This is a genomic window from Streptomyces actuosus, from assembly GCF_016921115.1.
In the GTDB taxonomy this organism is placed as follows: domain Bacteria; phylum Actinomycetota; class Actinomycetes; order Streptomycetales; family Streptomycetaceae; genus Streptomyces; species Streptomyces actuosus_A.
Genome location: NZ_JAFFZS010000043.1, coordinates 37,758 through 60,813, shown reverse-complemented (window position 1 = coordinate 60,813; position 23,056 = coordinate 37,758). Strand labels below are relative to the sequence as shown.

21 protein-coding genes and 2 pseudogenes are annotated in these 23,056 nt (G+C 72.5%); 4 read left to right on the top strand and 19 right to left on the bottom strand.

The genetic code is table 11. The features are described 5' to 3' along the window. The 16 genes from JS756_RS32045 to JS756_RS31975 all read right to left on the bottom strand — a co-directional run. The coding region (locus JS756_RS32045; RefSeq protein WP_205386775.1) for a flavodoxin-dependent (E)-4-hydroxy-3-methylbut-2-enyl-diphosphate synthase at positions 1–370 on the bottom strand (370 nt) is incomplete at its 3' end. Between the two features lie 15 nt (positions 371–385). Beyond that, positions 386–1,408 (bottom strand): adenosyl-hopene transferase HpnH, encoded by a 1,023-nt coding sequence (gene hpnH, locus JS756_RS32040; protein ID WP_205386774.1) that lies wholly within the window; start codon positions 1,406–1,408, stop codon positions 386–388. 5 nt (positions 1,409–1,413) lie between these two features. Then, positions 1,414–2,055, bottom strand: coding sequence for a phosphorylase family protein (locus tag JS756_RS32035; RefSeq protein WP_205386773.1), 642 nt, complete (start codon positions 2,053–2,055; stop codon positions 1,414–1,416). Then, positions 2,055–4,049, bottom strand: a complete 1,995-nt coding sequence (gene shc, locus JS756_RS32030; protein ID WP_205386772.1) for a squalene--hopene cyclase — start codon at positions 4,047–4,049, stop codon at positions 2,055–2,057. The genes JS756_RS32035 and shc overlap by 1 nt, the downstream gene beginning before the upstream one ends. 115 nt (positions 4,050–4,164) lie before the next feature. Next, the gene (locus JS756_RS32025; RefSeq protein WP_205386778.1) at positions 4,165–5,298 is read right to left on the bottom strand and encodes a polyprenyl synthetase family protein; all 1,134 of its coding nucleotides are present in this window, start codon (positions 5,296–5,298) and stop codon (positions 4,165–4,167) included. Beyond that, entirely contained in the window at positions 5,298–6,725 is a 1,428-nt protein-coding gene (gene hpnE / locus JS756_RS32020) for a hydroxysqualene dehydroxylase HpnE (protein WP_205386771.1), read from the bottom strand. Before hpnE ends, JS756_RS32025 begins: the two co-directional genes overlap by 1 nt. Beyond that, positions 6,722–6,826, bottom strand: a complete 105-nt coding sequence (locus tag JS756_RS38140; protein WP_368861127.1) for a DUF6380 family protein — start codon at positions 6,824–6,826, stop codon at positions 6,722–6,724. The genes hpnE and JS756_RS38140 overlap by 4 nt, the downstream gene beginning before the upstream one ends. A 35-nt stretch (positions 6,827–6,861) precedes the next feature. After that, positions 6,862–7,812, bottom strand: a complete 951-nt coding sequence (gene hpnD / locus JS756_RS32015) for a presqualene diphosphate synthase HpnD (protein WP_205386770.1) — start codon at positions 7,810–7,812, stop codon at positions 6,862–6,864. Further along, positions 7,809–8,750: a squalene synthase HpnC gene (gene hpnC / locus JS756_RS32010; protein ID WP_205386769.1), complete on the bottom strand. Its 942-nt coding sequence runs from the start codon at positions 8,748–8,750 to the stop codon at positions 7,809–7,811. Before hpnC ends, hpnD begins: the two co-directional genes overlap by 4 nt. Before the next feature lie 330 nt (positions 8,751–9,080). Next, complete coding sequence (locus JS756_RS32005) at positions 9,081–9,869, bottom strand: ABC transporter ATP-binding protein (RefSeq protein ID WP_205386768.1); 789 nt, start codon at positions 9,867–9,869, stop codon at positions 9,081–9,083. After that, positions 9,862–10,791, bottom strand: a complete 930-nt coding sequence (locus JS756_RS32000; protein ID WP_205386767.1) for an ABC transporter permease — start codon at positions 10,789–10,791, stop codon at positions 9,862–9,864. Before JS756_RS32000 ends, JS756_RS32005 begins: the two co-directional genes overlap by 8 nt. Before the next feature lie 91 nt (positions 10,792–10,882). Next, positions 10,883–11,755 carry a glycosyltransferase family 2 protein gene (locus JS756_RS31995; RefSeq protein ID WP_205386777.1) on the bottom strand — a complete coding sequence of 291 codons (873 nt, stop codon included), beginning with the start codon at positions 11,753–11,755 and terminating at the stop codon, positions 10,883–10,885. Between the two features lie 5 nt (positions 11,756–11,760). Beyond that, the gene (locus tag JS756_RS31990) at positions 11,761–12,540 is read right to left on the bottom strand and encodes a CDP-alcohol phosphatidyltransferase family protein (protein ID WP_205386766.1); all 780 of its coding nucleotides are present in this window, start codon (positions 12,538–12,540) and stop codon (positions 11,761–11,763) included. Then, entirely contained in the window at positions 12,518–13,579 is a 1,062-nt protein-coding gene (locus tag JS756_RS31985) for an iron-containing alcohol dehydrogenase family protein (protein ID WP_205386765.1), read from the bottom strand. The genes JS756_RS31990 and JS756_RS31985 overlap by 23 nt, the downstream gene beginning before the upstream one ends. Beyond that, positions 13,567–14,319: a phosphocholine cytidylyltransferase family protein gene (locus JS756_RS31980; protein WP_205386764.1), complete on the bottom strand. Its 753-nt coding sequence runs from the start codon at positions 14,317–14,319 to the stop codon at positions 13,567–13,569. Before JS756_RS31980 ends, JS756_RS31985 begins: the two co-directional genes overlap by 13 nt. Then, complete coding sequence (locus JS756_RS31975) at positions 14,316–16,163, bottom strand: DUF5941 domain-containing protein (protein WP_205386763.1); 1,848 nt, start codon at positions 16,161–16,163, stop codon at positions 14,316–14,318. The genes JS756_RS31980 and JS756_RS31975 overlap by 4 nt, the downstream gene beginning before the upstream one ends. 489 nt (positions 16,164–16,652) lie before the next feature. Between JS756_RS31975 and JS756_RS31970 the strand changes: the two genes are divergently transcribed. Next, on the top strand, positions 16,653–17,591 hold the full coding sequence (locus JS756_RS31970) for a cation diffusion facilitator family transporter (protein WP_205386762.1): 939 nt from the start codon (positions 16,653–16,655) through the stop codon (positions 17,589–17,591). A gap of 208 nt (positions 17,592–17,799) precedes the next feature. Then, complete coding sequence (idi, locus tag JS756_RS31965) at positions 17,800–18,396, top strand: isopentenyl-diphosphate Delta-isomerase (RefSeq protein ID WP_205386761.1); 597 nt, start codon at positions 17,800–17,802, stop codon at positions 18,394–18,396. 120 nt (positions 18,397–18,516) lie between these two features. On the opposite strand, the gene JS756_RS31960 is transcribed toward idi, so the two are convergent. Then, positions 18,517–19,026 carry an ATP-binding protein gene (locus JS756_RS31960; RefSeq protein ID WP_205386776.1) on the bottom strand — a complete coding sequence of 170 codons (510 nt, stop codon included), beginning with the start codon at positions 19,024–19,026 and terminating at the stop codon, positions 18,517–18,519. A gap of 467 nt (positions 19,027–19,493) precedes the next feature. On the opposite strand from JS756_RS31960, the gene JS756_RS31955 reads away from it, so the two are divergent. Then, on the top strand, positions 19,494–20,243 hold the full coding sequence (locus JS756_RS31955) for an enoyl-CoA hydratase/isomerase family protein (protein ID WP_205386760.1): 750 nt from the start codon (positions 19,494–19,496) through the stop codon (positions 20,241–20,243). On the opposite strand, the pseudogene JS756_RS31950 reads toward JS756_RS31955, so the two are convergent. Both JS756_RS31950 and JS756_RS31945 read right to left on the bottom strand, forming a co-directional pair. Beyond that, a pseudogene (locus tag JS756_RS31950) lies at positions 20,221–20,838 on the bottom strand (DJ-1/PfpI family protein); the annotation flags it as partial. The gene JS756_RS31955 and the pseudogene JS756_RS31950 sit on opposite strands and share 23 nt — an antisense overlap. Before the next feature lie 83 nt (positions 20,839–20,921). Then, positions 20,922–21,879: pseudogene (locus JS756_RS31945) on the bottom strand (GlxA family transcriptional regulator). Positions 21,880–22,001: 122 nt separating this feature from the next. Here JS756_RS31945 and JS756_RS31940 point away from each other — a divergent pair. Further along, a complete protein-coding gene (locus tag JS756_RS31940) occupies positions 22,002–22,871 on the top strand; it encodes an SCO6745 family protein (RefSeq protein ID WP_205386758.1) in 870 nt (289 codons plus the stop codon). The last annotated feature ends 185 nt before the right edge of the window (positions 22,872–23,056 follow it).

Sequence of the window (23,056 nt, the reverse complement as noted above, 5' to 3'; positions counted from 1 at the left end):
TCTTGATGTTGCCCGGGTTGACGCGGACGGCGGCACAGCCGGCCTCGATCGCCGCGAAGACGTACTTGGGCTGGAAGTGGATGTCGGCGATCACCGGGATCTGCGACTTCCGGGCGATCGTGGCCAGCGCGTCGGCGTCGTCCTGCGTCGGGCAGGCCACCCGCACGATCTGGCAGCCCGACGCCGTCAGCTCCGCGATCTGCTGCAGCGTGGCACCGACGTCCGACGTCCGCGTGGTCGTCATCGACTGCACGGACACCGGCGCGTCGCCGCCCACCGCCACCGACCCGACCTGGATCTGCCGGCTCCTGCGGCGCTCGGCGACCGGCCGGGCCGGGACGGCGGGGACGCCCAGGGAAACGGCGGTCATGACGTCACTCCCCCCTCACTCCCCGTTTCCCGAGACCGTCTCGCGCATCGCCCGCAGGGACTCCTTCAGGGACCCCATCGTGGCGAGCACGGCGGTGGGCTCGTAGCCGCAGTGCGCCATGCAGTTGGCGCAGCGCGGGTCCTTGCCACGGCCGTACTTGTCCCAGTCGGTCTCCTCGATGAGTTCGCGGTACGTGGGAACGTACCCGTCGCTCATCAGGTAGCAGGGCCGCTGCCAGCCGAAGAGCGAGTAGTTGGGGATCGCCCACGCGGTGCACGGGAAGTCCACCTTGCCCTCGAGGAAGTCGAGGAAGAGCGGCGAGTGGTTGAGCCGCCAACGGCGCCGGTTGCCACCCGCGAACGACTTCTTGAACAGCTCGCGGGTCTGCTCGACGCCGAGGAAGTGCTCCTGGTCGGGTGCCTTCTCGTAGGCGTAGGCGGGCGAGATCATCATCTCGTCCACCTTGAGGTCGTCGTTGAGGAAGTTGAGCACCTCGATGACGGTCTGCGGGGTGTCGGTGTTGAAGAACGTGGAGTTGGTGGTCACCCGGAAGCCGCGGCGCTTGGCCTCCTTGATGGCCGCCACGGCCTCGTCGAACACGCCCTCCTTCGCCACGGACTCGTCGTGGCGTTCGCGCAACCCGTCGATGTGCACGGCGAACGCGAAATAGGGAGAGGGCGTGAACTTGTCCATCTTCTTGCGCAGGAGCATGGCGTTGGTGCACAGGAAGACGTACTTCCGCTTGGCTACCAGCTGGCGCACGATCTCGTCGATCTGAGGGTGCATCAGGGGCTCTCCCCCGGCGATGGACACCATCGGCGCCCCGGACTCCAGCACCGCGCCCACGGCCTGCGCGACGGGCATGCGCTGCTTGAGGACGCCGGCCGGATGCTGGATCTTGCCGCAGCCCTCGCACTTGAGATTGCAGGCGAACAGCGGCTCCAGCTCCACGATCAGCGGGAACTTGTCACGCTTGCGGAGCTTCTGTTCGGCCAAGTATGTAGCGACTTTGATGGACTGACGCAGCGGCATGGCCATCAGGCTCACCTCCTGGGGAGCAGCACATTGCGGTGCCATTCGAAGAAAGCAGGCAGTACGGAACGAAGAACGCGGAAAGCCGATATTCCACCGCGCAGCGTGCCGATCCGGACGAGTTCATGTTCCGGAGCGTCCACGACCACCCGGACGGCCGCAACGGGGCGCTCACCCGCACGCACGGCGCGCAGAAGCGTGGACGCGGACTCCATGTCGACCGCGAGGGCACCGGTCGCGCACAGTTCGGCCCGCTCCGGTCCGCGGACGACATGGTCGGAGCCGATGAGCGGGCCGGTGTGGACGGTCCGCCCGGGCAGGGTGCGGGCGAGTTCCTTGACGAGCAGTTCGGTACCGACACAGGGAACGGCACCGCGCGGGTCTCGGGTCTCCTCGGCGACGACCAGGTCGCCGGGGTGCATGCCGGGCGCGAGTCCCGCGCAGAAGCCGGTGGCCAGTACGGCGGCGGCGGCGAACGCCGGGTCGGCCAGCACCCGGCCCACCGCCTTCTCGGCGGCCTTGGGCCCCATGCCGGTGCGCAGCACGGTCACCGGCCCGTCCGCGCCGCCGTGGCCGCGCCGGCGCAGGGCGAGGTGCTCGATGCCGAGCGCGCAGGCGATCAGCAGCGGGGCCGGGGCGGGCTGGGCGGCCATCAGGCCCCCTCGGCCTCGTCGCGGGCGGGGAAGGGGTCGCCGTTGAGATACCGGCCGAGGGCCGTGAGCGGGAACACCTGCCGGTAGAGGTGGTAGTTGATGGAGAAGTCCCAGGGGAAGCCGGTGCCGGTGAAGTAGGGCTCGTCCCAGGAACCGTCCCGCCGCTGGGTGGCGGCCAGCCATTCGACGCCCCGCCGCACGGCCTTGGACTCCCGCTCCCCCGCCGCGAGCAGCGCCATCAGCGCCCACGCCGTCTGCGAGGGGGTGGAGGCACCGCGCCCGCTCCACCGTCCGGAGTTGCGGTAGGAGCGCAGGTCCTCGCCCCATCCGCCGTCGTCGTTCTGCACGGTCTCCAGCCAGGCGACAGCACGGCGGATCGCCGGGTGCGAGGCGGGGATCCCCGCGGTCACGAGGGCGGGGACGACGGAGCCGGTGCCATAGATGTAGTTGACGCCCCAGCGCCCGAACCACGCTCCCTCCGGCTCCTGTTCGGCGAGCAGCCACGCGATGCCGCGCCGGGTGCGCGGATCGTGCGCGAGGCCCTCCACGGCGAGCATCTCCACCACGTGCGCGGTGACGTCCGCGGACGGCGGGTCGATGACCTCACCGAAGTCGCAGAAGGGCAGCAGGTTGGGCAGCGTGCTGGTGTTGTCGACGTCGAAGGCGCCCCAGCCGCCGTTCTTCGACTGCATGCCGAGGTTCCAGCGCACGCCCCGCGCGATGGCCTTCTCCACCCGTTCCGGGTCGTGGTGCCTGACCCGCCGCAGGGCGAGGATCACCTCGGCGGTGTCGTCGATGTCGGGGTAGTTGTCGTTGTGGAACTCGAACGCCCAGCCGCCCGGGGGCAGACCAGGCCGCCGCACCGCCCAGTCGCCGGGGCGGACGATCTCCTCGCCCAGCATCCAGTCCGCGGCCTTCACCAGTTGCGGATGGTCGGCCGGGAGCCCGCCGTCCACGAGGGCGATGATCGCCAGGCAGGTGTCCCACACCGGCGACTGGCACGCCTCGATCATGCGGGCGCCGTCCTCGCGCCAGACGGCGAAGCGGTCCAGCGAGGCCAGGCCCTCGCGCATCACCGGGTGCTGCAGGTCGTAGCCGAGCAGGTACAGAGCGATCACCGAGTACACGGCCGGCGGCTGGATGCCGCCCCAGCAGCCGTCGTTCTCCTGCCGCTCGATGATCCAGCGCGCGGCGGTGTTCATCGCCGCCTGGCGCAGCCGCTTCGGCGCGACCTTGCGGAAGGCGTGCAGGGCCTTGTCCATCCGCTGGAACGCGCCCTCCCAACTGGTGGCCGGGGCAAGGGGTCTGGGCGGATTGGGCACGGCGGGGTCGGTGTGCAGCTCGTCCAGGGCGAAGGGGGCCGGACGCACCGGGCGCTTGGCGGACACGACGGTCAGCGGCACGATGGTCTGCCGGGCCCAGCAGCCGAAGTCGTAGATGTTGAGGGGGAACCACGAGGGGAAGTAGATGAGCTCCGGCGGGAGTTCGGGCAGGTCGTCCCACTTCCACCAGCCGAACAGGGCCAGCCAGATCCGGGTGAAGACGCGGGCGGCGGCGATGCCGCCCTGGTCGCGGATCCAGGCCGAGGCCTTCGCCATGTGCGGTGCCTCGGGCGCGTCGCCGGCCAGGCGCAGGGCGACGTAGGCCTCGACGGTGGCCGACAGGTCGCCGGGACCGCCGTAGAAGGTGGCCCAGGTGCCGTCCTCGCGCTGCTCGCCCCGGATGAACAGCGCGGAGGCGCGCGTGGTGGCCTCGTCGCGGACTCCCAGGAACTGGCGGAGCAGCAGGTCCTCGGCGTCCATCGTCACGTTCGTCTCGAGGTCGCCCTTCCACCAGCCCTGGGCGTCCTGCTGCGCGAGCAGGAACTCGGTGGCGTGCGTCACCGCGCGTCGGGCGGCCTCGGTCGCCCCGGCCGCTTCTTCGGTGTCGGTGTCGCTGGCCGCGGCAGCGCGGGACGGCAGTGCCCCGGTGCTTCCGTCGGTCGTCGCTGTCATGGCTTCCCCTTCATGCAGTCGTGCGAGTCGTGCTGCTACGGGTCCGCCGTCGGCCGGTACCTGTCCGCCGTGGCACCGGCCGGCGACTAAGCGTGGGCTGTTCGACCGATAGTGATCATCTCTTCCGGACGACGACGAAGTCGGCGAGCGCCGTGAACCGTTCCCGCACCTGCTCGGGCATGTCGACCGCGTCCAGGGCCTCGAGGGCGACGGTGTACTGGCGGCGGGCCTCCTCGGCCGTCCACTCGCGGCCGCCGGCCTCCTCGATGAGACGGGCGCGGGTCGCGAACTCCTCCTCGGAGAAGTTCTCGACGTCGCTGCTCCTGACGTCGGCGGCGAGCAGCTCGCCGAGCCGTGCGGCGGCGGGCCCGTCCGCGGCGAGCGCGGCCACCACCGGCAGGGACTTCTTGCGCTGTCGCAGGTCGCTCCAGGTCTGCTTGCCGGTGGACTCCGGGTCCCCCCAGATGCCCAGGAGGTCGTCGACGGCCTGGAAGGCGAGGCCGAGGTGGTAGCCGTACCGTTCCAGCGCGTCGGCGGTGGCGGTGTCGGTGCCGCCGAGCACCGCGCCGATGGAGCTGGCGCAGGCCAGCAGCGCGCCGGTCTTGTTGCCCTCCATCTCCAGGCACTCCTCGACGCTGACGCGGTCGCGGTGCTCGTAGGAGATGTCCTGGGCCTGGCCGTCGATCAGCGCGCGGGTGGCGGATGTCAGACGGCGGGCCGCACGCCCGGCCTCGACGGTGCCGAGCTCCAGCAGCACCTCGTTGGCCAGGGCGAACAGGGCGTCGCCGACCAGGATGGCCTGGGCGGGGCCGTGCACCTTCCACACGGTGTCGCGGTGGCGGCGCTGCTCGTCGCCGTCCATCAGGTCGTCGTGCAGCAGCGAGAAGTTGTGGACGAGCTCGACGGCGACCGCGCCGGGGACACCGGTCTCGGGCCGGGCACCGGTGACCTCGGCGGAGAGCACTGCCAGTGCCGGGCGCACGGCCTTGCCGCCGTCGCCGGAGGTGGGGTTGCCCTGTGCGTCGATCCATCCGAAGTGGTAGGCGGCAACGGTGTCCATGGGAGGCGCCAGGCGGCCGACCGCCGCCCGCAGCACCGGCGTGGCAAGTGTCCGGCCGCGCTCCAGAAGCGCGGTCACGTCCACCGCGGTCCGAGCGGCCGTCGAGGCCGGGGGCACAGTGGGCACAGTCTCTCCTCTTGTTGCGGTACCGGGGGTGCGGAAGCCTGCCGCGCGCGGCTCGTCGAGCATCACGCCGCCTCCTCGAGCGCGAAGAGGTGCCGGGGGCGGGGCCGGCCCAGGGCGCCGAGGGCGGCCTCCGCCGCGCTCACACCGCTGCGGACCGCACTCTCCATGGTCGCGGGCCACCCTGTGGCGGTCCACGCTCCGGCCAGGTACAGGCCGGGGGACTTGGTACGGGCGCCGGGCCGAAGGCGCCCGACGCCGGGGGTGGGGGCGAACGTCGCGGTGCGCTCCCGGGTGACGAAGAAGTCCTTCACCTCGGCACCGCGTGCCCGCGGCAGCAGCCGCCGGAGCTCCGGCAGGTAGCGCTCGCGCAGGACGGCGACCGGGGTGTCGATCTCGTCCTGTGCCGCCGACTGGGACAGGGCCAGGTACTGCCCGCTCGTGAGCCCGGACGCCTCGGTGCGGTCGAACACCCACTGCACGGGGGTGCCGAGGGCGGCGAGGAAGGGGCCGGCCAGCACGGTGCGGTCGTACACGACGTGCACGTTGAGGATCGGCGCGGTGCCGATCTCCAGGAGCCGGCCGGGGGTGTCGAGCGCGCCGGGCGGCAGCAGGTCGTGGGCCTCGCGCTGGGCCACGGCGAGCACGACGGCGTCGGCGGTCAGCGTTTCGCCGGGAACCTGAACGCTCCACCGCCCGTTTTCGTCAAGGGAGAGGGAGGTGGCGCGTGTACGGAGTTCGGTACGGACGCCCGCGGAGTCGAGCGCCTTGCGGGCCAGCCGGTCGTGCAGTTCACCCAGCGGGACGCGCGCCCAGCCGATGTCGGCCGCGCCCGGGTCGGACAGCAGACCGGTCTTGAACACCATCGCGGCGAGCCCCAGCGAGGCGTCGGAGGCGAACGCGTTGAGGGTGGCGACCCCGACCAGGTCCCACAGGGCTTCGACGGCACGCGCCGACTGGCCGTGCGCGGCCAGCCAGCTGCCGAAGTCCTGGGTGTCCAGCGTCGGATCGGCGAGGTCGAGCGCCTTCAGCGCGAGTGCGGCGCGACCGACTCGGGCGCGCTCGGCGAGCGAGAGGTGCGGATAGGTGGCGAGGCTGCGTCCCAGGTGCAGGGGGACGGGCAGCGCGTCGCGCCGCAGCCGGCCCAGCCGGTGCCCCTCGGGCTTGCCGGCGTCCAGAACGGGCACGTCGAGACGGTTCTGCACGGGCGCCAGCGCGGTGCCCTCGATGCGGTCGAGGAACCAGCGGTAGGCGGTGCAGCACCGCAGGTGGACGTGCTGCCCGTTGTCGACGGTCAGGCCGCCGCGCTGGAAGGAGAAGGCCAGGCCGCCCAGCCTGGGCCTGCCCTCCAGCAGGGTGACACGGACGCCGGCGTCCGCGAGGGCCAGTGCGGCGGTGACGCCGGCGAGGCCACCGCCGACCACGACCGCGTCCCGGCCGGAACCTTCCGGGATGCCTGCGAGCGGCCCGTCGGACCGCGTCCCGTCGGTCATCGCGCACCCTCCCCTGCCGGTCCGCCGCGGGACACGAACGCCGCACGGCGGGCCATTGCAGTCAGGGACGCCACGGTACGGCGGAGGGTTGCGTGCCGCATCCCGTCGGGGTCTCCGCCTCGCTCCCGGTCCTCCATCAGGCGCGCCTCCTGAGGGTCTGCCGGGACACGTGCCGGGCGTCCAGCCCCGACAGACCGCGCACGGCAACGTACGCCTTCTCGCGTCCGGGCAGCGAGACCCGGCCGCGCAGCACGGCCTCCGGGTCGCGCTCGATGCGGTCGAGCAGGCGCCGGTAGATGCCGGCCATGGCCGCGACGCAGGCGCCGCTGCGGCGGTCGAGCAGGGGGAGCAGCCGGTAGCCCTCGGCGAAAAGAGCGCGGGCCCGACGCACTTCGAAGTGCACGAGGCCCGCGAAGTCGGAGCCCTCCGGTGGGGTCGGCGCGCCGAAGCCGGCCGAGCAGCCGAATTTGGCCAGGTCGTCGGCGGGCAGATAGGTGCGTCCGCCCTCGGCGTCCTCGCGGACGTCCCGCAGGATGTTGGTCAGCTGCAGCGCGAGCCCGAGGGTGTCGGCGTACTCCGGGGCCCGCTCGGCGCCGCGCGCCCCCGGTTCGGTACCGAACACGCCGAGTGACAGCCTGCCGATGGCGCCGGCGACGCAGCGGCAGTAGACCTTCAGGTCGTCCCAGGTCTCGTAGGTCTCGCCGCGTACGTCCATGAGGACGCCGTCGATCAGCTCGTCCAGCCCGCCCAGCGGGATGGGGAAGTGCTCGGCGGCATGGGCGAGGGCCACCGCGACCGGGTCGGTGTCGTCCTCCTCGACCTCGCCCTGGCGGATCCGGGTCAGTACGGCCCGGGTGCCCTCCAGCCTGGCGATCTTGACCGCGTCGTCCAGCCCGCCGTCGCCGATGTCGTCGACGCGGCGCGAGAACGCGTACAGCGCCGACATCGCGCGGCGCTTGTGCGTGGGCAGCAGCCTGATGCCGTAGGCGAAATTTCGAGCCTGCTGTCCGGTCACGGCCTCGCAGTAGCTGTAGGCGGCGAGTACCGGTGCGGACGCGGGTGGTGGAAGCTCCACGGTCCGGATCACCCCTCTCCTCGCAGAGTCACGCCCACCATGCGCAGCAACTTGATCCTGCCGGGCTTGGGCGGGCCGGGAAGTACGTCGTGTTCAGCGGCGGCGATCGCGTCGACGGCCGCCCTTCCCCCCGCCACGAACCCTGCGAGCAGCAGCTTCAACCTGCCGTGGACGCTACCCACCAGGGGGGCGCCTTCATTCAGCAGATCGCTTGCGCGTTGCGCTTCGTAGGCAACCAGTGCACGTACCGATGCGCTCGCGGTGCTCGCGGCGAGGTCCGCCTCCCGGACGTGAAAGCGCTTCATGTCCGCGGCGGGCAGGTAGACGCGGTCGCGGCGCAGGTCCTCGGCCACGTCCTGGAGGTGCTCGACGATCTGCAGGGCGGTGCAGATCGCGTCGGAGCGGCGGATCCGCTCCGGAGTCGAGGTGCCGGTGACGGCGAGGACGAGGCGGCCGACGGGGTTGGCGGACAGCTCGCAGTAGGCGAGGAGGTCGTCGTAGGTCTCGTAGCGCCGCACGAGCTGGTCCTGCCGGTTGGCCGCGATCAGGCCGAGGAACGGCTCGGGGGTGAGGGCGTGGCGGCGGACGGTGGGCTGCATGCGGCGCAGCAGCGGGTGGCGCGGGGCGCCGTCGAACACCCGCGCGAGGTCGGCCTCGAAGGCGTCCAGGAGGGCGAGCCGGTCTCCGGCCTGCGCGGGGTCCACGCCGAGCAGACGGGCATCGGCCCCGCCGGGCGCGAGGTCGCCGTCGCCGATGTCGTCGACGAGGCGGGCGAAGCCGTAGATCGCCATGAGGTCGGCGCGCCAGGCCCGGGGCAGGAAGAAGGGGGCCACGGGGAAGTTCTCGTCCGCGGCCTTGGCGAGCGTGCCGCGCTCGAGGTCACCGGCGTGCGGCGGCCGGGTCCCTGTCGTTCCCGTCACCGCGCGCTGCCCGGGGCGGGGACGGCACATGCTGCGTTGAGCTGGGGAGTTTCCGTAGCCATTGCCGTCACATCTCCCGTTCTACACTGCCTACGCAATACACTCTATTTCGGACACGCCGCCCGGCGGCTCCGAGGGCTGCGCCGACCAAGGGTGTCGCGCATTATCACCCCACTTGCCGCCTTTGGGGACCGCTACAGCTTACGTTGTACAACGCAGCGTGGTCCGCATGGGTGTCCTGGACATCACAACAACACACCAATCGACTTCAAGATTCCTCACTGAAGCCGGAGTTGACGTTTCCTTTGCAGACGCGGGGCCCCGCCGGAGCAGTTCCGGCGGGGCCCCGGGCGTGTCGGGTCATCTGCCCGTGAACTTCTCGTACTCCCTGAGCACCTCGTCGGTCGGGCCGTCCATGCGCAGCTCGCCCCGCTCCAGCCACAGCACGCGGTCGCAGGTGTCGCGGATGGACTTGTTGCTGTGGCTGACCAGAAACACCGTGCCCGCCTCCTTGCGCAGCTCGCGGATGCGCTCCTCGGACCGCTTCTGGAACTTGGCGTCCCCGGTGGCCAGCGCCTCGTCGATCATCAGGACGTCGTGGTCCTTGGCTGCGGCGATGGAGAACCGCAGGCGGGCGGACATGCCGGAGGAGTACGTGCGCATCGGAAGGGTGATGAAGTCGCCCTTGTCGTTGATCCCGGAGAAGTCGACGATGTCCTGGTAGCGCTCCTTGACCTGCTCTCGGGACATGCCCATGGCGAGGCCGCCGAGGATGACGTTGCGCTCGCCTGTGAGGTCGGTCATCAAGGCCGCGTTGACGCCCAGCAGCGAGGGCTGGCCGTCGGTGTAGACCTTGCCGCTCTCCGGGGGCAGCAGGCCGGCGATGGCCCGCAGCAGGGTGGACTTGCCCGAGCCGTTGGAGCCGATCAGGCCGATGGCCTCGCCGCGGTGGGCGACGAAGGAGACGCCGCGCACGGCGTGGACCTTGCGCACGCCGCGGTCCGCCTCGCCCGAGCCCCGCCTGAGCATGCGGCTCAGGGCCGCGGTGGCGCTGCCCCTGCCGGTCTTGGCACCGTTGACCCGGTAGACGATGTGCACGTCGTCGGCGATGACGGTGGGCACCCGCGGCTCGACGCTCGGCTCAGCCACGGCCGTACCTCTCCTCCGCCTGCCAGAAGTACACGAACCCGCCGACGGCGAAGAGCACGGCCCAGCCGGCGCCGACCGCCCACACGTGCGGGGGGAGGTTCTCGGAGCCGTAGCCCTCGATGAGGGCGAAGCGCATCAGGTCCATGTAGACGGCGGCCGGGTTCCACTGCAGGACGTCCGAGATCCACTGCGGCTTGCCCTCCAGCATGACCCGGATGGAGAACATGACCCCGGAGGCGTACATCCAGGTGCGCATCACGAACGGCATCAGCTGCGCGAGGTCGGGGGTCTTCGCCCCGGCCCGGGCGAAGATCAGCGCCAGGCCCATGTTGAAGAGGAACTGCAGGGCCAGCACGGGGACGGCCAGCGCCCAGGACGCGTCCGGGTAGCTGCCGAAGCCGACCACGATGACGACGAGGACGATCATCGAGTACAGCAGCTGCTGGAGTTGCTGGAAGGCGAAGGAGACCGGCAGTGCCGCGCGTGGGAAGTGCAGGGCCCGCACCAGGCCGAGGTTGCCGGAGATCGCCCGGACCCCGCTCATCACGGAGCTCTGCGTGAACGTGAAGACGAAGATCCCGGTGACCAGGAACGGGATGTAGACGCCCTTGCTCATGCCGCGGTCGGCGCCCAGGATCAGCCCGAAGATCATGAAGTACACGCCCGCGTTCAGCAGCGGCGTGGCGACCTGCCAGAGCTGGCCCAGCCGGGCCTGGCTGTACTGGGCCGTGAGCTTCGCCGAGGAGAAGGCGAGGATGAAGTGGCGCCGGCCCCACAGCTGGCGGACGTACTCCCCGAGGGAGGGCCTGGCGCCGCTCACCGCCAGCCCGTACTTGGCGGCGAGCTCCGCAGCCGCGAGGCCCTCGTCGGGTGACGCGGGAGGACTCAGCAGGACTCCGCCGTCATGGCTTCTCTCACTCACAAGCGGAAACTTTCGTCTACGGTCTGCGGCAGGTGGGGCGGGCACGCCCCGGGGCCACTGTACGGACCCGGACGCCCCAGGGAGGAGCTTGTCAGACGACCGGGGGACGGCCCAGACGGGTCAGCCGCCACACCGTACGCCACTTCATGGGCCGGCGCGGCCCGCACGGCGTCGTCCAGCCCTCCCGGAACCCGCCGAACCACGCCTTCAGCGCGGGCCCCGAGGGCCGGCGCAGCAGTGTGAGCAGCAGCCAGACGCCCAGGTAGGCCGGGACGAGCGGGGCGGGCAGGTTGCGGCGGGCCAGCCAGACGCGGTTGCGGGCGACCAGGCGGTGGTAGACCGCGTGCCGCGAGGGCGCGGTCGTGGGGTGGTGGAGCACCATGTCGGACCGGTAGTCGATCAGCCAGCCCGCGTCGAGGGCCCGCCAGGCCAGGTCGGTCTCCTCGTGGGCGTAGAAGAACGCCTCCGGCAGCCCGCCGACCTCGGTGAAGACCGTCGTCCGGGTGGCGTTGGCCCCGCCGAGGAACGTGGTGACCCGTGAGGAGCGCATCGGGTCGGCGGCACGCAGCCGCGGCACGTGGCGGCGCTGGGTGGCACCGGTGTCCGGGTCGGCGATGCGGAAGCTGATGATGCCCAGTCGCGGGTCGGCGGCGAACGCCGCCCGGCACAGCTCCGCGGTGTCGGTGCGGGCGAGCAGACCGTCGTCGTCGAGGAACAGCAGGAGGTCGACGTCCCGGCCGCCGGGCCCGAACGCCTCGATGCCGACGTTGCGGCCCCCGGGGATGCCGAGGTTCTCCGGCAGTTCGATGGTGCGCACGCCGTCCGGTACGTCGGGGACCGGGGAGCCGTTGCCGACGACGACCACCTCGACGGGGTCGCCGTCCTGCTTGGCGACGGAGTCGAGCAGTGCCCTGAGCTCGTCCGGGCGGTTGCCCATGGTGATGACGACCGCGCCGACCTTCATGCTGCTCACTTCAGCCTGCTGGAGGCGAGGATGGACACCAGGTGCAGCAGTGTCTGCACCATCGCGATCCCGGCGAGCACGGCCGTGCCCAGCCGGGTGAAGAACAGGTCGCCCCGGGCCTGGTCCGCTATCGCGAGGACCAGGATGAGCAGGGACGCCTCGATCCCGAGGATCAGCCGGTGGAACTTCAGCGCCGACGCGGCCCGCCGGGCCAGCGCCATGCCGGAGGACCGCGGCTCCGACGCGGCCTCCTTCACCGGCGGCAGTCCGCCCTGGTGCCGGGCGACCCCGACCAGGTCGGTCTCGGCCTTGATCAGGATCGCGCCGAGGGCGGCCAGGGTGCCGAGGAAGGCCCACAGCCAGTCGATGCGCCCGCTGCCCCACAGGTCGGCGGCGCGCAGCCCGAGACCCACGAGGACCGCCGCGTCGGTCAGGTAGGCACCCACCCGGTCCAGGTAGACCCCGCCGAGCGAGAACTGCTTCTTCCAGCGCGCGACCTCGCCGTCGACGCAGTCGAGCAGCAGGTACAGCTGGACCATGACCACGCCGAGCACGGCCCCCCAGATCCCCGGCACCAGCAGGGCCGGGGCCGCGAGGACGCCGCAGAGGGTCATCAGGTAGGTGAGCTGGTTGGGCGTGACCCGGGTGGTCACCAGGTAGCGGTCGACGCGCAGGGACACCTCGCGCATGTAGAGGCGTCCCGCCCAGTGCTCACCGCTGCGCCGGTCCTTCACCCCGGCGGGGTGGACGACCGGACGGAGTTCAGCTACCGATGGCCTTGACATAGTCGGCGTACGTGTCCTTGATCTGTTCGGTCGTGAGGTCGAGGTGTTCGAGGATGGTGTAGCGGCCGGGCCGGGTCTGCGGGGCGAACTCGACGACCTCGACGAACTCCTGCGCGGTGAAGCCGATGTCCTCGGCCAGCACCGGCAGCCCGTGCCGGCGCAGCACCTCGGCCATGAACGCCGACTCCTCCGGGGCGCCGCGCAGCCACATCGCGAACGCCGCGCCGAGACCGCACTGCTCGCCGTGGGCGGCCGCCCGCTTGGGGTGCAGCAGGTCGAAGGCGTGGTTGATCTCGTGGCAGGCGCCGGAGGACGGCCGGGAGTCACCGGAGACCGACATGGCGATGCCACTGAGCACCAGGGCCTCGGCGAGCACCTGGAGGAAACCGTTGTCGCCGATGCCGCCCGGGTGCCGGAGGACCGCCTCGCCGGCCTGCCGGGCCATCGCCGCGGCCAGTCCGTCGATCTTCTCCCCGTTGACCCTGTTGGCCAGCTCCCAGTCGCGGATCGCTGAGATGTTGGAGATCGCGTCGCCGATCCCGGCCCGTACGAAGCGCACCGGCGCCTCGCGGATGACGTCGAGGTCGATCACCACGGCGATCGGGTTGGGCACGCCGTAGGAGCCTCGGCCCGCGTCGTTGTCCAGGGTGGCCACCGGGGAGCACAGGCCGTCGTGGGCCAGGTTGGTGGGAACCGCGACCAGCGGCAGGCCGACGCGCGCCGAGGCGAACTTGGCGCAGTCGATGATCTTCCCGCCCCCCAGACCGACCACGGCGTCGTAGTGACCGGCCTTCATCTCGCCGGCCAGCCTGATCGCGTCGTCGAGCGTGCCGCCGCCGACCTCGTACCAGGTGGCGCCGGGCAGCGAGGGGGCGATCCGCTCGCGCAGCCGGGCGCCGGAGCCGCCGCTGACGGCCACGGCGAGCTTGCCCGAGTGCGAGATCCGCTCGTCGGCCAGCACGTGGCCGAGGTCGTCCAGGGCGCCGGGACGGATGTCCACGACGACCGGCGACGGGATGAGGCGGGTCAGTAGAGGCACGCGATCTCCCGTCCGCGTGCGAGGTCGTCGTGGTTGTCGATCTCGACCCACCGGACGTCACCGATCGGGGCGACGTCGATCCGGAAGCCGCGGTTGACCAGCTCCTGGTAGCCGTGCTCGTAGAACTGCTGCGGGTCGGCCTCCCACACCGTCTTCAGCGCGTCCACGAGCTCGGGCGCGGCGTCGCCCTCGATGAGCGTGACGCCGATGTACTCGCCGGTGGCCTCGGTGGGGTCCATCAGCTTGGTGATCTTCTGGACGCCCTTGCCGGAGTCGACGACGACCTTCATCTCCTCGTCGGCAAGGTTCTTCACCGTGTCGAGGGCGAGGATGATGCGCTTGCCGTCGCCGCGGGCGGCCAGCAGCGTCTTCTCGACGGAGACCGGGTGGACGGTGTCGCCGTTGGCGAGGATCACGCCGTCCTTGAGGGCGTCACGGCCGCACCACAGGGAGTAGGCGTTGTTCCACTCCTCGGCCTTGTCGTTGTCGATGAGGGTGAGCTTGAGACCGTACTTCTGCTCCAGGGCCTCCTTGCGCTCGTACACGGCCTCCTTGCGGTAGCCGACGATGACCGCGACCTCCGTCAGCCCGATCTCGGCGAAGTTGCCGAGGGTGAGGTCGAGCACGGTGATGCTGTCCTCCATGCCTGCGGGCCCCACCGGCACCAGCGCCTTGGGCAGGGTGTCGGTGTAGGGGCGCAGGCGCCGTCCGGCGCCTGCCGCCAGCACGAGGCCGATCATGCGGTTTCTCCTTCGTCGTGTACGGCGGGCGCGCCGCCCTTGTGGGCGGCCACCCAGAAGCGGATGCTCTCGGCGAGCACCAGCAGGCCGACGGCCACGGCCAGGACCGTGAGCGCGACCTTGAACTGCGAGGCGGTGAGCAGTGCGGCCAGGACGGTGACGAGCAGCGTCCGGCCCTCGTGCCCCCCGGTGGCGCGGATGAGCCAGGCGGGGGGTGCTCCGGCGTTGCCGCGGATGCGGTACACCGTGTCGTAGTGATGGTAGGCGACTGCGGCCACCAGCCCGAAAGCCGCCGGAAGCACACCGTTCACGCCGGAGTCGGCGCTCGCCTTCGCGGCCAGCAGCAGCACGGTGCCGTACTCGGCGGCCCGGAAGAGCGGCGGCACCAGCCAGTCCAGGACGCCCTTGAGCGGGCGGGCCACGGCGAGGCCGGAAAGGGCGGTGTAGAGGGCGGCGCCGGCTGCGGTGGCCCAGGCGGGGCCCCACAGAGCGGCGGGGAGCAGCACCACGAGCGCGCCGGTCGCGGCGGCGAGCAGTGCGGGGACGCGGAACCGTTCGCCCAGGTCTCGGGCGGCGGCCTGGGCGAGGGGCCCACTGTCGGCGAGGTCGGCGAGCGCCCCGGCGGCGCGGTCGGTGCGGCGCGCGCGACGGGTGACGGAACGCAGGACGCGCCCCGCGGTGGTGTAGGCGGTGGCGAAGGCCATCCAGACCAGCAGCGCGACGAAGGTGACGCGGGGGGTGGCCACCGCGGTCAGGACGGCGATCATGGCCCAGCGCTCGCCGATCGGCAGGATGATCACGCGTCGCACCCACACGGTCCAGCCGACGCCGTCGAGGCGGTCGGACAGGGCGGCGGTGGGCTCCGCGGAGGAGCCGGCGGCGGCGTCCTGCTGGGCCTCGATGAAGGCGAAGTCCACCATGTGCCGGCAGGTCTGCAGGATCATCGCGCCGAGGGCGAGCGCCCACACGTCGTCCCCGCCGCGGGCGGCGCCGAGGGCGAGTCCGGCGTAGAACGCGAACTCCTTGGCCCGGTCGAAGGTGGCGTCCAGCCAGGCGCCGAGCGTGGAGTACTGCAGGGAGTAGCGGGCGAGCTGCCCGTCGGCGCAGTCCAGCACGAAGGAGGCGATGAGCAGCACGCCCGCGGCGACGAACCCGACCCGGGTGCCGGTGGCCGCGCAGGCCGCCGCGACGAGGGCGGTGAGCAGGGAGGCGGTGGTGACGAGGTTCGGGGTCAGGCCGCGCCGCGCGCACCAGCGGGCGACATAGCGCGAATAGGGGCTGATGCAGTACGTGGTGAACAGGCCGTCGCCGGACTTCACGGCCGACTTCAGGCGGACGGCTTCCTCGTCCACGGAGGCGACGGCCTGCCGTGCCTCGTTGCGGGCCTGGGGGTCGGCGGGGACGGCGGCGACGAGGCTGCCGAGGGCGGGGCGGTGGACGTCGGCGCCGTCGGCGTCGAGGGCGGCCGTGACGCGGTCGGCGAGGTCGTCGACGACCACGGCGCTGCCGCCGCCGGCGGCGGCGGCGGCGGGGTTCTCATGGCTGCCGTTCTCGCGGGCCATCGCGCGCGAGAGGGCCGCGCGGCCGGCCGCGCGCGCCGACACGGCGCCGGGGATCGCCGCGAGGGCGAAGCGCGGGTCGGCCAGGCCCAGCCGGAGGGCGTGCAGATGGCCGACGAAGCGGGCGTCGACCACGGCGACCCGCTGGTCCGCGGGCACCTGGGCGAGCAGCGTCTCGGCGTGCGCGGTGTCGGTGGCGACGTGCACCTCGAATCCCAGTGCCCGCAGATCGCCCTCGATCGACGAGCCGGGGACCGGCTGACCGGTCAGGATGGCGGTCGACAACCGAACTCACTTCCCTGGGTGCCGGCGCGCTGCGCGCCGGTCATGAGCATGGTGGGACGCCCCCTTGGCTGCGCCAGTCGGGCGGCATGTCGGCAGAGGCTATCCGATGCCGGGAGGGCGGCGTTCACCGCCCGTTCACGGGCCGATCGGCGGGACTGCACCCGCCTTCGCCGAGATCATCATCGGCGATGCCCCGTCCCCGGGACAAACCGCGTCCCGCACAGCCGACATCCAGGACATCCCGTCCGGTCCGACCGGTCCGGGCGCGGCGTACGGCGGATGGGCGCCGGATCGGCCGTACCGACGAGCCGGACCCGTCGGGTGCGCACGCACGCTGACCTGCGCAACGCCTCCGCATCGCACGACGGGTCGCGTTTCCGCAGCTCACAGCAGATGACAACGGTGTTCAGTGCCGCGTTGCCCCATACCCCCCACCCGTAGTTCACTGAGGCCCGGAGGGGTACCGGACACACGACGGAAAGGCGGGGCATGGGGGCTGGGCACGATCACGGGCACGCGCACGCGGCACCGGTGGGCGGTACCGCCGCGGCGGCCCACCGCGGCCGACTGCGGACGGCTCTGGGGATCACCATCGGCATCATGCTGCTGGAGATCGTCGGCGGGCTGCTCGCCGACTCGCTCGCGCTGATCGCGGACGCGGCCCACATGGCGACGGACGCCCTCGGCCTGGGGATGGCGCTGCTCGCCATCCACTTCGCCAACCGCCCGGCCGGCGCGAACCGCACCTTCGGCTACGCCCGCGCGGAGATCCTCGCCGCCCTGGCGAACTGCATGCTGCTGCTCGGAGTGGGCGGCTACGTCCTGTACGAGGCGGTGCAGCGATTCCTCTCCCCCGCTTCCACCGAGGGCGGGCTGATGATCGTCTTCGGTGCCATCGGCCTGGCCGCCAACACCGTCTCGCTGCTCCTGCTGATGCGGGGCCAGCAGGAGAGCCTGAACGTGCGCGGGGCGTTCCTGGAGGTCGCGGCGGACGCGCTGGGGTCGGTGGCGGTGATCGTCTCCGCCACGGTGATCCTGACCACCGGCTGGCAGGCCGCGGACCCGATCGCCTCGATCCTGATCGGCCTGATGATCGTGCCCCGGACGCTGAAACTGCTGCGCGAGACCCTCGACGTGCTGCTGGAGGCGGCACCCAAGGGGGTCGACATGGACGAGGTACGGGCGCACATCCTCGCCCTGGACGGCGTCGAGGACGTGCACGACCTGCACGCCTGGACCATCACCTCCGGCATGCCGGTGCTGTCGGCGCACGTCGTGGTGCGCTCGGACGTCCTGAGCGCCATCGGGCACGAGAAGATGCTGCACGAGCTCCAGGAGTGCCTGGGCGGCCACTTCGACGTGGAGCACTGCACCTTCCAGCTCGAACCGGGCGGGCACGCGGAACACGAGGCGCGACTCTGCTACTGACACCCGGCGCGGCGGCGCGCGGCCGTCCGGCCCCATACGGCGTCCTCGCCGGTGCGGGCCCGCCGTTCGCACGATTGTCCGGAGATTCCCGGCTCACGGCACGGGGGACGATCACCTATCGGGCCCCGCTTCCGGCCGCCGTGGCGTGCCGGGAGTGTCTGAGGTGTACGGCAGACTTGGGGGGCGAGGACCGATGCGAAGGATGGGTATGCCGATCACACCTGCCACCGCGGCGCACAGTTCGTCGTCGAACGGCACCGCGGAAGCGATTTTGCTGGAACTGGTCGACGAGAACGGCGTGACGATCGGCACCGCGGAGAAGCTCGCCGCCCACCAGCCTCCGGGGCAGCTGCACCGGGCGTTCTCGGTGTTCCTCTTCGACGCCCACGGCCGACTGCTGCTGCAGCAGCGGGCCCTGGGCAAGTACCACTCGCCCGGTGTGTGGTCCAACACCTGCTGCGGCCACCCGTACCCGGGCGAGGCGCCGTTCGCCGCGGCGGCCCGCCGGACGTACGAGGAGCTGGGTGTCTCGCCGTCCCTCCTCGCGGAGGCCGGGACCGTCCGCTACAACCACCCCGACCCGGCCTCGGGTCTGGTGGAGCAGGAGTTCAACCACCTCTTCGTGGGCCTGGTCCAGACACCGCCGCGGCCCGATCCCGAGGAGGTCGGGGCGACCGCGTTCGTGACCGCCGCCGAACTGGCGGAGCGGCACGCGCGGGACACCTTCTCGTCGTGGTTCATGACCGTGCTGGACGCCGCCCGCCCGGCGGTCAGGGAGCTGACGGGCCCGTCGGCCGGCTGGTGAGCACGATGACGGCCGTCCGCGGGACCCCGACGGCGCGCGGGACCGCCGCCCGCTCCGGGGACGCGGCCGGGTCCGGGGCCGTCACCCCGAGCGGGGCCGCCACCGTCCCGCCGTCCCCCGCTACGACAGCAGGGCGGGCTTGAGCGGCACGGCGACCCAGACGATCTTCCCGCCGCCGGCGGTGTGCTCGACGTCGCACACCCCGCCCGCCTCCCTGGCGATCTCGCGGACGAGCAGCAGTCCGCGGCCGCCGACCTGTCCGTGGTCGGCCTCCAGGGCGGTAGGGCGGTAGGGGTGGTTGTCCTCGACCGACACCCGCACCCACTCGGCGCCGACGGCCACCTCCACGGCGACCGTGGGCGAGAGCAGCGCCGCGTGCTTGACCGCGTTCGTCACCAGCTCGGACACGATCAGCAGCAGCCCCTGCACCAGGTCGTCCGACACCGGTACACCCTGGTGGTACAGCAGGTCCCGCACGGCGTGCCGTGCCTGCGGGACGGAGGAGTCGGCGGCGGGAGCGGTGAACCGCCAGACGCCCTCGTACGGCAGCGGCTCCGGCGTGTCGGCCTCGTACGATGCGTCGGCTCCGCCCGCTGGGCGTGGGCCGGGCCCGCGCCCGTGGTTGTCCATGGTCCGGTCGCCACCCTCGCGCTCGATTGTCACCACAGGACGAGTGTTGGTAACGAAGCGCTCCACCCCGGATGACTGAACACAAGTCAGCAACTATCGAGCGTTTCCGACCGTTGGCGTATGACACGGTCAGATGTGGGACTGCTCCTGTCCCGGCCGCACCGTCTTCGCGAACTCTTCGGGTTGTACGGGTTCGGTGAGGTCGCCGCCCGGCGCACTCCCCGTCCCGCCCGGGCGCGGGAGAAGCGACGCGGGCGCTGGACTGGAGCAGAGGCGTGGCGAAGCCGATCCGGTCGGCGCTCCCGCCCGGTGCGGTACGGCTTCCCCAGCCGGTGCCACCACCCGGGGCCGCTCCGCGCCGGGGGCCTCCGCGCCCCGTGCCGTGGGTCTCACCCGCCCGGTGCCGTGGGTCTCACCCCGGTCGCCGGGTGATCGGCAGGATGTGCGGGGCGGATAGCATCCGCCGCATGGAACCGCAGCTGCTGCACAGCGTGACCGACTCGGTCGCCACGGTCGTCGTACGCCATCCGGCCCGGCGCAATGCGATGACGGCCGCGATGTGGCGGGCGCTGCCTCCGCTGCTGGGCGCGCTGGCCGCCGACGGCGGTGTGCGGGCGCTGGTCCTGACCGGGGACGGCGGCACGTTCTGCGCCGGAGCCGACATCACCACGCTGCGCGAGTCGCCGGAGCGGGCGCAGCACCTGGCGGTGCGCGCGGAGGAGGCGCTGGCAGCGTTCCCGAAGCCGACGCTGGCCGCTGTGCGCGGGCACTGCGTGGGCGGGGGCACGCAGCTGGCCGCAGCCTGCGACCTGCGGTTCGCCGAGGAGGACGCGCTGTTCGGAGTGACACCGGCGAAGCTCGGGATCGTCTACCCGGCCGCCTCCACCCGGCGGCTCGTGTCGCTGGTCGGCCCGGCCACCACCAAGTACCTGCTCTTCTCGGGCGAGCTGATCGACGCGGGCCGGGCACTGCGCAGCGGACTGGCCGACGAGGTGCTGCCGCGGGGCGAGCTCGGCAAGCGCGTCGCGGAGTTCACCCGCATCCTGGTCTCCCGCTCGCAGCTGACGCAGGCCGCGGCCAAGGAGTTCGCCGACGGGCGCACCGACCGGGAAGCCCACTGGACCGGGCAGGCACGCGCCAGCGGCGACACCGCCGAGGGCGTCGCCGCGTTCCTGGAGCGCAGGCAGCCCCGCTTCACCTGGACCGTGCAGGGGTGAACCGGGCACGCATCCGGTCGACCAGGTCGCCGGGCGCCTTGTGCGGCGCGCCGGCGTCGTAGGGCGGCTGCGGATCGTACTCGGTCATCAGCTGGACGGCCCGGGCGTACGCGTCGCCGGCGATGCGGCCGAGCAGGGTGAGCCCCATGTCGATGCCGGCGGACACCCCGGCGGCGGTGACGTACTTTCCGTCGAGGACGACGCGGTCGCCGGTGGGCCGGGCCCCGTACGGCGTGAGGCCGTCCAGGGACAGCCAGTGGGAGGCGGCACGGCGGCCCCGCAGGAGTCCTGCGGCGGCCAGCAGCAGCGAGCCGGTGCACACCGATGTCGTCCAGGTGCTTGCGGCGTCGGCGGTGCGCAGCCACTCCAGCAGGGCCTCGTTCCGTGTCGGCAGGGTCTGCTCGGGTCCGCCCGGGACGACCACGATGTCGGGCCGGGGCACGTCCGCGAGGGTCCGGTCGGCGATGAGGGCGAGCTGCCCGGTGTCGGCGCGCACGGGCCCGGTCCGCTCCGCGACGAAGACGGTCTCGGCGCCCGGCAGGCGGCCCAGCATCTCGTAGGGGCCGACGGCGTCGAGGGCGGTGAACCGGTCATGAAGGACGATCGCTGTCTGCACGGTGTTCCCTTTCGCGGGTGGGTTGTGGGCGGGTGACGGATGTCGGGGGCAGGGGGCGGCTGTCAGCCGGCGGCTGCGGGGCGGAACCGGCTGCGGTACTCCGCCGGCGAGGCTCCCAGGGCCCTGAGGAAGGCGCGGCGCATGGCCTCCGGGGTGCCGTAGCCGCTGGCGCGGGAGACCTCCTCCACTCCGGCCGGAGTCCTCCAGCAGGCGGCGCGCGTGCTCCAGGCGGACCTGGTCGACATAGCGGCCCGGGGTCGTGCCGGTCTCGGCCCGGAAGGCGCGGGCGAAGTGGCGGGGCGAGAGCAGGGCACGGGCGGCCAGCGCCTCGATCGTCAGGTCCTCGGCCGGGTGCTCGGTGATCCACCGCTGGACCTCGCGCAGGGGCTCGCGGCGCGCGGTCTGGGCGGCGAGCTGCGCGCTGAACTGGGCCTGGTTGCCCGGCCGCCGCAGGAACACCACCAGATGGCGGGCGACGGCGAGGGCAGTCTCCCGGTCCAGGTCCTCCTCGACGAGGGCGAGTGCCAGGTCGATGCCGCTGGTCACTCCGGCGGAGGTGACGACGGGCCCGTCGCGGACGTAGATCGGGTCGGGATCCACCTCGACGGTCTCGTACCGGCGGGCGAGGGTGTCGCAGTACGCCCAGTGGGTCGTCGCGCGCCGCCCGTCCAGCAGGCCCGCCTCCGCCAGCCGGAAGGCGCCGGTGCAGACCGAGACGAGCCGTTCGGCGCGCGGGCCGTGGCCGCGCAGCCAGTCGGTCAGGGCCGGATCGGGGTCGCGGGTGCCGTCCCCGCCCGGGACGATCAGGGTGTGCGGGTGGGCCTCGCCGGTGAGGGCCCCGTCCGGGGTCAGGGTGAGCCCGGACGAGGTGCGCACCGGCGTGCCGTCCACGGAAGCGGTGCGGGTCCGGTACGACCCCGGGGTGTGCCGCTCGGCACCGGCGAAGACCTCCAGGGGGCCGGTGACGTCGAGGCTCTGGACGCCGTCGAAGAGCACGAGGAGAACGGTTCGCTGCGCCATGCTGCGATTCTTCGCGCCTGGTACCGAGGCAGCAATGACCGGTTCCCCACCTTTCCTGCCACTCCGGGAGCCCGTCCCACCGGGGCCTGGAGTCAGTACCGACCGGTCGGTAACGTGCGGGCATGACTACTGCCGTCCTTGAGCCGCGCGCCGGGCGCCGCTGCCACAACGCGCTCAACTCCCTGCACGCCACCCACTACTTCGCGCCCGAGCTGGGCAAGGAGCTGGGTGCGATCGGGATCGCCGACCCCCGTGCCGTCAACTTCGCGGTGCGGTCCGCCGCACTGGGGCCGGTCGGTGCCGGTACCGTCGCGGCGGCCTTCTACAACTACACGTACGAGCTGGTGGCACGGCACGTGCCCGCCGTGTGGGAGATCGCGGGGCCCGCGGACGTCCTCGCGGCACGCACGCGTGCCGTCGACGCCTCGCTGCGGCGGCTGCTGGGGGCCGAGCTGCTCGCGTCGGCCGAGATGGCCGAGGCCGCGGGTCTTGCGCTGAAGGCCTCCGAGGCCTGCTCGCGGGCCGGACGGCCGCTGTACGCGGGACACGCCGACCTGCCGGTGCCCGAGGAGCCGCACCTGGCGTACTGGCATGCCGCGACGCTGCTGCGCGAACACCGCGGCGACGGGCACGTCGCCATGCTGGTGTCGGCCGGCCTCGACGGGCTGGAGGCCCTGGTGACGCACACCGCCACCGGCAAGGGCATGACGCCCAAGTGGGTGTTCACCACCCGCGGCTGGACCCGGCAGGAGTGGGACGCGGCGGTCGCACGACTGCACGAGCGCGGCCTGCTGGACGCCGACGGCGAGCTGACCGAGCAGGGCGCCGCCCTGCGCCAGGAGATCGAGGCCGAGACCGACCGCCTGGACCGGGCGCCGTACGAGCACCTGGGTGCCGAGGACGTCGCCCGGCTGACCGAGCTCGCCGGCGGGTTCGCCCGCACCGCCCTGTCGGCCGGCGCCTTCCCGGCGGATCTGCTCGGCAAGCAGTGAAGCGGTCGCCCGGGACGGACGGATCCGCCGGCGCGGCGGACTCCGGCGGCAACGGCCCGGGACCCGGACACCGGAGGGCCGGGCTCGGCGGACGGACCCGGGGGCGCCGGGCACCGGAGCCGGTCGAGGACCGCACCGCCGTCGGCCCGTGACCCCCGGCCGCGAGCCGGGGGGGGCCGAGCGGA